The sequence below is a fragment of the Streptomyces sp. NPDC006435 genome (assembly GCF_040612315.1).
Classification (GTDB): domain Bacteria; phylum Actinomycetota; class Actinomycetes; order Streptomycetales; family Streptomycetaceae; genus Streptomyces.
This window is the reverse complement of the sequence record NZ_JBEXPY010000046.1, coordinates 1-10,925: the sequence shown is the minus strand read 5'-3', so window position 1 is coordinate 10,925 and position 10,925 is coordinate 1. Positions and strand designations below refer to the sequence as shown.

General features: G+C 70.4%; 9 protein-coding genes and 2 pseudogenes. 10 read left to right on the top strand and 1 reads right to left on the bottom strand.

Going from position 1 to position 10,925, the window contains the following annotated elements; genetic code table 11:
- Window positions 1-42: 42 nt before the first annotated feature.
- The 8 genes from ABZZ04_RS32005 to ABZZ04_RS31970 all read left to right on the top strand — a co-directional run bounded on the left by ABZZ04_RS32005 (window position 43) and on the right by ABZZ04_RS31970 (window position 9,152).
- Entirely contained in the window at window positions 43-477 is a 435-nt protein-coding gene (locus ABZZ04_RS32005; protein WP_356935730.1) for a hypothetical protein, read from the top strand.
- Window positions 478-693: 216 nt separating this feature from the next.
- Window positions 694-1,320 (top strand): DUF402 domain-containing protein, encoded by a 627-nt coding sequence (locus ABZZ04_RS32000; protein ID WP_356935729.1) that lies wholly within the window; start codon window positions 694-696, stop codon window positions 1,318-1,320.
- A 301-nt stretch (window positions 1,321-1,621) separates the two neighbouring features.
- Entirely contained in the window at window positions 1,622-1,930 is a 309-nt protein-coding gene (locus ABZZ04_RS31995; RefSeq protein WP_283852979.1) for a hypothetical protein, read from the top strand.
- A gap of 177 nt (window positions 1,931-2,107) precedes the next feature.
- A complete protein-coding gene (locus ABZZ04_RS31990) occupies window positions 2,108-2,983 on the top strand; it encodes a hypothetical protein (protein WP_356935728.1) in 876 nt (291 codons plus the stop codon).
- Window positions 2,973-4,310, top strand: a complete 1,338-nt coding sequence (locus ABZZ04_RS31985; RefSeq protein ID WP_356935727.1) for a hypothetical protein — start codon at window positions 2,973-2,975, stop codon at window positions 4,308-4,310. Before ABZZ04_RS31990 ends, ABZZ04_RS31985 begins: the two co-directional genes overlap by 11 nt.
- Window positions 4,307-5,848, top strand: a complete 1,542-nt coding sequence (locus ABZZ04_RS31980) for an SCO6880 family protein (RefSeq protein ID WP_356935726.1) — start codon at window positions 4,307-4,309, stop codon at window positions 5,846-5,848. The genes ABZZ04_RS31985 and ABZZ04_RS31980 overlap by 4 nt, the downstream gene beginning before the upstream one ends.
- 158 nt (window positions 5,849-6,006) lie before the next feature.
- Window positions 6,007-7,425 carry an ATP-binding protein gene (locus ABZZ04_RS31975; protein ID WP_356935725.1) on the top strand — a complete coding sequence of 473 codons (1,419 nt, stop codon included), beginning with the start codon at window positions 6,007-6,009 and terminating at the stop codon, window positions 7,423-7,425.
- Between the two features lie 2 nt (window positions 7,426-7,427).
- Complete coding sequence (locus ABZZ04_RS31970; RefSeq protein ID WP_356935724.1) at window positions 7,428-9,152, top strand: type VI secretion protein; 1,725 nt, start codon at window positions 7,428-7,430, stop codon at window positions 9,150-9,152.
- 57 nt (window positions 9,153-9,209) lie between these two features.
- Here ABZZ04_RS31970 and ABZZ04_RS31965 read toward each other — a convergent pair whose 3' ends face one another.
- The gene (locus ABZZ04_RS31965; protein WP_356935723.1) at window positions 9,210-9,770 is read right to left on the bottom strand and encodes a GNAT family N-acetyltransferase; all 561 of its coding nucleotides are present in this window, start codon (window positions 9,768-9,770) and stop codon (window positions 9,210-9,212) included.
- A gap of 154 nt (window positions 9,771-9,924) precedes the next feature.
- Between ABZZ04_RS31965 and ABZZ04_RS31960 the strand changes: the two are divergent.
- Window positions 9,925-10,593: pseudogene (locus ABZZ04_RS31960) on the top strand (histidine kinase); the annotation flags it as partial.
- A gap of 17 nt (window positions 10,594-10,610) precedes the next feature.
- Window positions 10,611-10,796: pseudogene (locus ABZZ04_RS31955) on the top strand (LuxR C-terminal-related transcriptional regulator); the annotation flags it as partial.
- Window positions 10,797-10,925 lie beyond the last annotated feature (129 nt).

Sequence of the window (10,925 nt, the reverse complement as noted above, 5' to 3'; positions counted from 1 at the left end):
ACCTCCGGGGCCGGTGTCGGAGGGGCTGGTCATGGTCCCGGTATGCCTGCCTTCCGCGACTTCAACTTCAAGCTCCTGGTCATCGAGAAGCTCATGTACGAGGACAAGACGCTCACCCCGGCCTTCAGCATCGCCGAATGCCTGAAGGCGAAGGGGATCGACGACCCACAGCTCTACGCGTACGACAACGACCTCGCCTGCACCGTGCTCGACGAGGCCCGCGCCCACTTCGAGACGCTGGAGATAAGCGAGGAACTGCTGGCGACGGTGGACACCCTCCTCATCGACGGCGGGCTCCAGGTGTACTGCGAGTGCTCCCCGGTCTGGGACGGCGAGGACGACCTGTTCGACGTGAGCTCGCTCGACGACCTCGACCTGCTGCCGAACCTTCGGCGGATCGTCGGCGCCGAGAACTGCGGGCTGGGCGTCCCGTTCAAGAAGGAGGTCCTCGCCGCCCGGGGCATCGTCTCCGACTGAGGCCACGGGCACGACCACCGCACGCCCCGCCGCTGCCGATGCCTGCCGCACGGCGCCCGGCCGGTCCGGGCCTCCGAGCCGGTCCGGGCCTCCCGGCCGGTCCGATCCTCCGGACATGATGATCCGACAGGTCCGGTACATGGCGGATCCGGTAGATGATCCGGACATGTGTCCGGTCACGTGTCCGATCTGCGTGGCGCGGGAATGATCAGCGGCATGAACGACGAGCCGGGCCGGATCCTCCACTGGAACTTCTTCATAGGCGGCCACCTGAGTGCATCGGTGCCCGTGCGCCTCGTCGAGCGCACCGACAGGGGCCAACTGGTGTGGATGGAGACCGGCACCCCGATGTGGCGCACGAAGCTCCCGGACGGGGCACACCTGCGGGACATCGCCCCGGGCGACCGCCCCGCCGACGGATACCCGGTGGTCGCCGACCGGTGGCCGATGGGCAACGCGCTCTTCTACCAGCCCGACGACGCCGCGCACTCGGTGCTCTGGCTCTTCGGCCGCCGGCAGAAGTTCCGCGGCTGGTACGTGAACCTGGAGCGCCGGGTCCACCGCGGCGACGACATCGACATCGCCGACCACGAACTCGACATCAACGTGGCCCCGGACCGGAGCTGGCGGTGGAAGGACGAGGAGTCCTTCGCCGAGAAGACCGGCGATCCGGCCTACTGGTCGGCCGACGAGGCATCGGCCATCCGCGACGAGGGCCACTCGGTCGCACGACTTGCCGAGGCCGGAACGTTTCCCTTCGACGGCACCTGGTGCGATTTCCGGCCACCCCGATCCTGGAGAACTCCACCCCGGCCACCCGTGCCGCGTCACCCGCTGCTCTGAGCACCCCTGCTCCGACCGGGTCGAAGACCCGCCGGGGCCTGCGCAAAAGTCTCGGCCAGGGTGGCGGGATGGCAGTCATTGCCCGGGGTCACCCTCCGTGATACACAGAGTAACCATACGTATTTGGTCACATATCGCTCCGATCCGCAGGTCAGGACGATCGGACCGGTCAAACGTGCGGGATCCGGGTAAAGAGAGCTGTCAAGCCGTCGTGCGAGAGCAGTTTCATCAGCGAAGATAGAGAGTGACCCGTGCCGCGCGGCAGGGGGCAACGAACTACCCAACAGGGGCGGTGACTTACATGATCCTGGCAGCGGAAAAGGGCGACATCACCACCATCATCGGCGGAATCGCCCCGAACTGGGGGCCGTTCGGGTCCTTGGGCAACGAGGCCCGCGTAATGATCGAGGTCGTGATGGCCATCGCCATCCTGCTCTGCCTCGGCATCGCGGTATGGGGTGCGGCGAAGCAGCGCATCGGCGCCACGGCCCTGCGCGACACGTTCAGCGCCGAGCAGGGCAAGGGGCTGATCGTTGCGGGTCTGACCGGTGTGTTCATCATCGGATCGCTGGGAACCGTGTTCACCATCGTCTACGGAATGGCTGTCTGACCGGCAGTCGGCCCGCGCCAGGGGCGATCCCGCCCATCCCCACCACCCGTCCGTCGTGCCCACCGGCAGAGGTTGCGTCTCCCTGATGTCGACTCATCACACCGCGTCCGCGCGGAAACCTGCACGGCTACCGTCGTACTACCCGGTTCAGGAAACGGTTGAGGGGGCGTACGCGGCATGAGCCACGGCGACGAGAGCGGCTACGGCGACGACGCCGTCCGTACCGATGATCCTTACAGCACCATCGGCGGTACGCGCCAGACCCGTACCCGGCTTCCCGACGGCGAGGGCGACGGCTACGGCGCCTCCCGCCGCCCCGCCCGCAAGCCACGCTCCCTCGTCACGGTGGTCGGCGTGGTCGTCCTCCTGCTCGCGGCCATCGCCTTCGCCAACATGGGCGGGGGCAAGGGGAACGACGACGACGGCGGCGGTTCGGGGGGCTCGGGAAGCAAGCCGGACTCGTCGTCCACGGCGGCCACGGGAACGAAGCCGGTGACGGGGAAGAACGACACGATCCCGTCGGGGTTCGCCCACGACGAGCAGGGGGCACAGAGCGCGGCGGCGAACTACGTCGTAGCGCTCGGCTCGACCGACATGTTCGACAAGGACCGGCGCCGCTCAATCGTCACCGCCGTGTACTCCCCGGAAGTCGCGACCGCTCGCGAAGGCGACCTCGACAAGGTGTACGCGGGGCAGGACTTCCTCGCAGGCATCGGGCTCAAGCCTGACGGTACGGCGCCCGCAGGACTGACCTTCGTCTCACGCTCCAACCCGGCCGGCACGAAGGTAGTGAAATTCGACGGCAACACCGCGAGCATCGCCGTCTGGTACTCAGCCCTGTTCGGGCTGGCTGGTGAAGGTTCCAAGAACCCCGTGTCCGAGAGTTGGTTCACCAACACCTTCAACCTGACCTGGGTCGACGGTGACTGGAAGGTCACCGATTTCACGCAGAAGGACGGCCCCACTCCGGTCGGCCGTGATCAGGCCGCTTCTCCTGCCGAGGAAATGGCCGACGCCGTGGAACAGTTCGGAGGGTTCACGTATGCCCGGTAAACAGTCCAGCCGAGCTCTCTCACTCACAGCGGCAGTGGTCGGCCTGCAGACGGCTCTCGTCATGCTGGCCGGCCGCGCATTCGCTGAGCCCTCTCCGAGCCCGACACCGACGTCGACACCGAGCAATGACGCCTGTGACCTGATCCGCGGCCCCGCCAAGGACTACTGCGAGAACGGCGACGGCAACGCCCCCTCCAACGGCGTCGCCCCCTCCGGCCTGAACGACTCGCTCGACCCGCTCTCCTCCCTCGCCCGCGGCTGCGCCGACGCCGCCGCGTGGATCGTCGGCAAGCTCAGCGAGGCCGTGAAGAGCACCGCCAACGTCGACTTCACGAACACCAAGTTCCTCCAGCAGTACGCGATCGTCTTCGCCGCCTCCACCGTCCTCACGCTCATCCTGTGGCTGCTCGCCGTGGCCAAGCGGGCGATCCGCGGCGTGCCGCTGACGACCGCGATCTCCGAGGCCGTCGGGTTCCTGTGGCTGACGGTGCTCGCCTCCGCGTTCACCCCGCTGATCCTCTACACGGTCGTCTCCGCGACCGACGGCGTCACCGAGGTCATCGCCACCTCCTCGGGCGGGCAGACGGACGTCTTCTTCGGGTCGTTCGCCGAAGCGCTCAAGAAGGGCACCGACATCGGCGGCGGGCCGATCATGCTGATCGTCGTCTCGCTCGTGTCGATCGTCGCCGCGGGCATCCTCTGGCTGGAGCTCGTCATCCGGGCCGCCCTGCTCTACGTCGGCGCCCTGCTCGGCACCGTCGTCTACGCAGGGCTCGTCGACAAGAACATGTGGGGCCACGTCCGGCGCTGGGCGGGCATCATGATCGCGGTGATCATGGTGAAGCCGGTCATCGCCGTCGTGCTCGGGCTGGCCGGCGCGCTCTCCCAGAACGACGGACCGGACGCGATCTCCGCCGTCGTGTCGGGCCTCGCCATCATCCTGCTGGCGATCTTCGCCTCCGCGATGATCTACCGGTTCGTCCCCGGCTTCGGCGACGAGATCCAGGGCGCCCGCACCAACCGCAAGCAGGCCACCGACGGCTCCCAGGCCGCCGCCCTGGTCAGCTCCCCCGCCGCCCTCGTCTCCCAGGGCATCAAGACCCACAGCGGCCGCAGCGGCTCGGACGGCGGCAACAGCGGAGGCGGCAGGCCCGCCAACCCGATCAGCGGCGGCGTCGCCGCGCACGGCTCCCGCGGCTCCGGCGGCACCTCCACCGCTCCCTCGCCGCGCAGCGGATCGGCACCGACCTCCGGCACCCCGCACAGCAGCCGCACCCACCGGGGCGGCGGATCAGGCAACAACAGCACGGGAGGTGGAGTGCGTTGACGACTCCGTCCCACACGATCGCACCCCGCCGCACGTATCTCATCGGCCGGGCCCGGCCGAACGCGATCGTCGGCAAGAACCGCGAGACCGGCGAGATCGCCCTGATCATCGTCGGCGCGTTCCTCGGCATGATGAGCGGGCTGATCGTCCCCTACCTGGGCCCGCGGATCATCCTGCTCGTGGGCTTCCCGTTCCTCGCCCTGGCGATCGTGTACCTCCCGTACAAGCAACGCACCTTCTACAAGTGGTTCGAGATCAACCGCAGCTACAAGCGCACCCTGCGCCGCGGCACGACCTACCGTTCCGCCGCCATGGAGGCGGGCGTCGGCGTCGACGGACGCGAGGTCGAGATCGGACCGCCCCCCGGCATCGGCCGGATCAACTGGATCTCCGCACCCTTCGGACCGGACGAGATCGCCGTGCTCCTGCACGCCGACCGCCGCACCGTCACCGCCGCGATCGAGATCGAGGGCCCCGGCGTCGGCCTGCGCGACAGCGAGGACCAGGAGGCGCTCGTCGACCGCTTCGGCACCCTGCTGAAGCACGTCGCCAACGGGGACGGCTTCGTGACCCGCCTCCAGATGCTGGCCCGTACCCTCCCCGCCGACCCCGACGCGCACGCCAAGGACGTCGCCCAGCGCGGCGACAAGTCCTCCCCGGTCTGGCTGCAGGAGTCGTACGACCAGCTCCAGTCCATGGTCTCCACCTCCAGCGAGCAGCACCGCGCCTACCTGGTCGCCTGCATGCACTACACCCGCGAGCTGGCCGCCGAGGCCAACGCCATGGCCCGCGCCGCCCGGACCGGCCGCAAGATCGACCGGGACGCCGGACTCGCCGTCGTCATGGCGCGCGAGCTCACCGACATCTGCGCCCGCCTCGCCGAGGCCGACATCCGGGTCCGCCAGCCGCTCGGGCAGAGCCGGCTCGCCTCCCTCGTGCACTCGATGTACGACCCCGACCACCCCATCGACCACATCCAGGCCATGACCAAGCGCAACGCCTGGCCGGCCGAACTGGACGCGGTCGAGCCGACGTTCCTCCAGGCCAAGACCCGCGAGTCGGTCACCCGCGCACCCTGGTGCCACTCCACGGCCTGGGTGAAGGAATGGCCGATGACCCCCGTCGGCGTCAACTTCCTGGCCCCGCTCCTCGTCCACACCCCCGACGTGATCCGCACGGTCGCGGTCTGCATGGACCTCGAACCCACCGAGATCGCCATCGAGCGAATGCTCACCGAGAAGACGAACGACGAGGCGGAAGCCAGCCGCCAGGCCAAGATGAACCGCACCGTCGACCCCCGCGACATCGCCGCGCACGGCCGGCTCGACCAGCGCGGTGAGGACCTCGCGAGCGGCGCGGCCGGGGTGAACCTGGTCGGGTACATCACCGTGTCGTCCCGTTCGCCCGAGGCCCTCGCCCGCGACAAACGGACGATCCGGGCCTCGGCCGGCAAGTCGTATCTCAAACTGGAGTGGTGCGACCGCGAGCACCACCGCGCCTTCGTGAACACGCTCCCGTTCGCCACCGGCATCCGCTGACCACCGACCGCCCGACCGCCCCGACCACCACCGGCCACCACCCGTCGGACCGTCCCCACCACCGGTCACCGGCCATCACCGCCGCCCGCCGTCCACCACCCACCGCCCGCCACCCACGGGCGACGACCGAGAGAAACGAGAGGGAGGTCGGTCACGCCATGCGAGACCCGCTGTCCGCACTGTCGGACGCCTTCACCGCCTTCCTCTTCGGGAAGGTCGAGACGACCAGGCTGCCCGTCCGCACATCGACCGGACAGGCCCAGGCCGTCTACCTGCCCACCGCGGCCCCCGGCCTCGGCGACTCCGGCGTGATCATCGGCCGCGAGGTCTACTCGGGCAAGGGCTACATCTACGACCCGTTCCAGCTGTACGGGCAGCAGCTCCCCGCCCCGCACTGGCTGGTCCTCGGCGAGTCCGGCAACGGCAAGTCCGCGCTGGAGAAGACCTACGTGCTCCGCCAGCTCCGCTTCCGCGACCGCCAGGTCGTCGTCCTGGACGCCCAGGGCGAGGACGGCGTCGGCGAGTGGAACCTCATCGCCCAGGAGCTCGGCCTCACCCCGATCCGCCTCGACCCGACCGCCGCGCTCAACGGCGGCATCCGGCTCAACCCGCTCGACCCCTCGATCACCACCACCGGCCAGCTCGCCCTGCTCCGCACCATCATCGAAGTCGCCATGGGCCACGGCCTGGACGAGCGGTCCGGCTTCGCGCTGAAGGTCGCCCACGCCTACGTCAACGAGACGATCACCGACCGGCAGCCGGTCCTGACCGACATCGTCGAGCAGCTCCGCCACCCGGAACCCGAGTCCGCCGAGGCGATGAACGTCGACATAGACGACGTACGGGCCTGGGGCCTGGACGTCGCCCTCGTCCTGGACCGGCTGGTCGACGGTGACCTGCGCGGCATGTTCGACGGCCCCACGAGCTTCGGCATCGACCTCGACGCCCCGCTGATCGTCTTCGACCTCTCGCACATCGACCGCAACTCCATCGCGATGCCGATCCTGATGGCGATCGTCGGCGTCTGGCTGGAGCACACCTGGATCAGGCCCGACCGGAAGAAGCGCATCTTCCTGGTGGAAGAGGCCTGGCACATCATCAACTCGCCCTTCGTAGCCCAGCTCTTCCAGCGCCTGCTGAAGTTCGGCCGACGCCTCGGCCTGTCGTTCGTGGCGGTCGTGCACCACCTCAGCGACGTCGTCGACGGGGCGGCGGCCCGCGAGGCCGCGGCGATCCTGAAGATGGCGTCGACCCGGACGATCTACGCCCAGAAGGCCGACGAGGCCAGAGCGACGGGCCGGGTACTCGGCCTGCCCCGGTGGGCGGTCGAGATCATCCCGACCCTCACCCCGGGCATCGCGGTCTGGGACGTCAACGGCAACGTCCAGGTGGTCAAGCACCTGATCACCGAGGCCGAACGCCCCCTCGTCTTCACCGACCGCGCGATGACCGAGTCCTCCGCGGCCGAACTCCTCCCGGACGACGTGCGCGCCGCCGACCTGGAGGCGGAGGAACGCGCCGCACGGATCGAGCACCAACAACGGCTGAGCGAGTCGTCCGAGTCAACGGTGGCCTGACGATGGCGGGACGCGCCGAGGAACGTACCGGCGGCGGGGGCACCGGAGGAGGCATTCCGGACGGCCTGCTGATCGGCCTGCTGGGCTTCCTGCTCGCGCTGACGCTGCTGATGTGGACGGCCACCGGCCTGGCCGGACTGTTCGCGCACGGCGCCTGGCCCGAGGGGGTCACGCTCCCCGAGACCCCTCTCGCGCTGCGCCGGCTCGTCACCGCGCCGCACGACCTCCCGGCCGCCTGGCCGAACACCCCGACGGGCGAACTCTCGGGCTACGGGCTCTTCTGGGGCCTGTTCATCGGCGAACTGATGGTGCTGCTGGTACTGACGGTGTTCGTACTGGGCGTGCTGGCCCGCTGGCGGGTCGTACGGGCCAATCAGCGCGCCGAACGCCTGGAGCAGCGGGAACAGCAACGGAACGCGTACCTGGAGCAGAAGCGGTACAAGCAGCAGGAGAGGGGCCGAGGACGGGGCCGGAACCGGAGCCGGGATCAGCGGCAGCACGCCGAACCCCCCGCCCCGGCCGTCCGCCAGGACCCGCGACGACCCGCGGACACGGCGCCGGAAGAGGCCGGGGAGACCGGAAGGACCGGAGGCGGGGTCGACGCGGCCGCGGAACCCCTTCGGTCGTTCCACGAGTCCACGGAACCCCTGCCGGCGTTCCACGAGTCCGCCGACGCACACCGACCCACCACTCCAGTACCTCCAACGCCCCCGACATCTCCGGCTTCCCCAGCACCTCAGCCCCCCGCAGGCCCCACAGCCACCACGGACGCCGCCCCGCCCGCACTCCCCTCCCCCCGTACGCCCCTCGTCGTCTACGGCCCCGCCGCCACCCGCCGCCCCGCCGCCGTCCACGCCATCCGCGAGGCCGAGGGCCCCGCACTCGTCATCACCTCCGACCCCACCGTCTGGGCCGAGACGAAGGACGCCCGCGCCAAGCTCGGCCCGGTGCTGGTCTACGACCCGGGCCATCTCTGCGACACCCCCGCCCGGCTGCACTGGTCCCCCACCGCCGGCTGCGAGCAGCCCGAGACGGCCGCCGCCCGTTCCACCGCCCTGCTGGCCCCGGTCCGGCCGCAGGCCCGTATCGACGCGGCGACCGCCGACACCGCCGAAACGCTCCTGCGCTGCTGGCTGCACGCCGCCGCCATCGACGGCCGCCCCTTCCGCCAGGTCCACCGCTGGGCCCTCGGCAACAGCGCCCACGAGCCGGTGCGCCTGCTCCGTACGCACCCCAGGGCGGCCTCCGGGTTCGCCGGGCTGCTGGAGTCCGCGCTCACCTCCCACCCTGAACGCCGGGAGATGGCACAGGAGCTGACGGTACGCGCCTTCGCCGCGCTCTCCTCGGTACACATCCGCGAGGCCTGCACGCCGAACCGTGCCGATTCGCTGGTGCTGGAATCCTTCGTGGCCGAAGGGGGCACCCTCTATGTGGTGGGGGAGCCGATCGAGGACCCCCGCTCGGGGCCAGGGGCCATGCCCCTGCTCACAGCACTCGCCTCATACGTGGTCGAGCACGGCCGCCGCTCGGCCGCACGGTCGACCGACGGCCGGCTCGACCCACCAATGACGCTCGTGCTCGACGACGTCGCCGCCGTGGCCCCGCTCCCCCGGCTCCCGGAACTGCTGGCGAGCGGTCAGGACACGGGCCTGCCCGCCCTGGTGCTGCTCCGCTCCCGCGAACAGGCCCGCGCCCGCTGGGCCCAGGAGCTCACCGTCTCGCGCTGACCCCGGCCGATGTCACCACCACCGACATCGACACCGCGGTCCCCGCCGCCCCGCCGTTCACACCACCCGGTCCACCGCGTGCTCCAGTTCGCGCTTGGACGGGTCGCCCGGCATCGGCACCGACTGCCCGGTCGCCACGAAGCCGATCCGCCGGTAGAACGCCGCGGCCCGCAGATTGTCCTCGTGCACGTACAGCCGCACCCGTTCGATCCGCGGCTCCTCCAGCGACCAGGCCCAGTCCATCCCGGCCCGGAACAGCTCCTCGGCCAGACCCCCGCCACGCGCCTCGGGCCGCACGAACACCCCGACCACATGCGCCTGGTGCACCCCGGCCGCCTCCCCGAACCGCGCCTCCGCGTCCGGCCGTTCGATCAGTACGGTGATGCTGCCCTCCCACCGCCCGTCGGGCGCGACGGCCACGAACTGCCGCACGTCACCGCTCCCGTCCCCGGAAGCATTGCGCGCCCGTTCCTGCCAGAACTTGTCGGAGCAGGCCAGGCTCTGCTCGTACGTCTCCAGGAACGCGATGGCCGCGACCGGATCCTGCAGCGCGGCCAGCCGCAACTCCTTGACCCGGTCCCATTCCTCGGCGCGTACGACTCTGATCACATGTTCCATCCGCCGATCGTGCCCCTGCCATCCGACCTGCGCAAACGCTATTCCGGCACGTCCCGCCCCGCTCGTCCGCCACCCGGCACGCCCCGGGCCCGGCGTCGTACCCCGGTACTACGCGCACCGCCACGTCCCGCCCCGGTGCCGAGCCCCGCTCCTGGCCGGCGCGGTGCACCACCCGCGCAGCTGGGACCCGCTGATCGTCCCCCACGTCTGGGCCTTCGCCCTCGCCGCGCTGCTCGGGATCGTGGTCCGTACCCGCAAGGAGCACACCGAGGCCCTCGTCGACCGCGCCCACCGGTTGGAGCTGGAGCGCGACCAGCAGGCCCGGCTCGCGGCCGCCGCCGAACGGACCAGGATCGCCAGGGAGATGCACGACATCATCGGCCACAACCTGTCCGTCATCACGGGCTTCGCGGACGGGCGGTGCCTACGCGGCGGCCAAGAGCCCGGAACGGGCCGCCCAGGCCCTCGAAGCCATCGGCACCACGAGCCGCCAGGCCTTCACCGAACTCCGCCGCCTGCTCGGTGTCCTGCGGGACCACCCCGCCGAGGCCGACCGCGCCCCGCAGCCGGCCCTGGACGACATGGCCGGGCTCATCGAGGGCGTCCGGACGGTGGGCCTCCCCGTACGCCTGCACGTCCGCGGCACGCCCCCGCCGGTCCCGCCCCCACCGCGGGCCGCCAGTTGACGGTCTACCGCGTGGTGCAGGAGGCCCTGACGAACACCCTGAAGCACGGCGGCACCGCCCCGCCGCCGACCGCGGAGGTCACCCTCACGTACGGGGCGGCCGAGCTGGAAGTCCTGATCACGGACACGGGCCGGGGCACAGGACCGGGCACCGCACCGAACGGGAGCGGGAGATCCTCACCGTCATCGGCAAGGGCTGGTCCAACACCGAGATCGCCGCCCGGCTCCATCTCGCCGAGTCGACGGTGAAGACCCATGTCACGCGCATTCTCGCCAAAACGGGGTCCCGCGACCGGGTCCAGGCGGTCATCCTGGCCTACGACACCCACCTGGTCACCCCGGCCCGAAAACAAAAAACCGCCGAAAGGCGGTATCGGGTGGTGAACGCAGGAAAGCCCCGTACCTTGCGGTACGGGGCTTTCCCGGAAAAATTGTTCGGCGGCGTCCTACTCTCCCACAGGGTCCCCCCT

Bases quoted from the DNA above. Each gene is read 5' to 3' on its own strand.
- ABZZ04_RS32005 (WP_356935730.1), top strand. From the start codon at position 43: ATGCCTGCCTTCCGCGACTTCAACTTCAAGCTCCTGGTCATCGAGAAG.
- ABZZ04_RS32000 (WP_356935729.1), top strand. From the start codon at position 694: ATGAACGACGAGCCGGGCCGGATCCTCCACTGGAACTTCTTCATAGGC.
- ABZZ04_RS31995 (WP_283852979.1), top strand. From the start codon at position 1,622: ATGATCCTGGCAGCGGAAAAGGGCGACATCACCACCATCATCGGCGGA.
- ABZZ04_RS31990 (WP_356935728.1), top strand. From the start codon at position 2,108: ATGAGCCACGGCGACGAGAGCGGCTACGGCGACGACGCCGTCCGTACC.
- ABZZ04_RS31985 (WP_356935727.1), top strand. From the start codon at position 2,973: ATGCCCGGTAAACAGTCCAGCCGAGCTCTCTCACTCACAGCGGCAGTG.
- ABZZ04_RS31975 (WP_356935725.1), top strand. From the start codon at position 6,007: ATGCGAGACCCGCTGTCCGCACTGTCGGACGCCTTCACCGCCTTCCTC.
- ABZZ04_RS31970 (WP_356935724.1), top strand. From the start codon at position 7,428: ATGGCGGGACGCGCCGAGGAACGTACCGGCGGCGGGGGCACCGGAGGA.
- ABZZ04_RS31965 (WP_356935723.1), bottom strand. From the start codon at position 9,770: ATGGAACATGTGATCAGAGTCGTACGCGCCGAGGAATGGGACCGGGTC.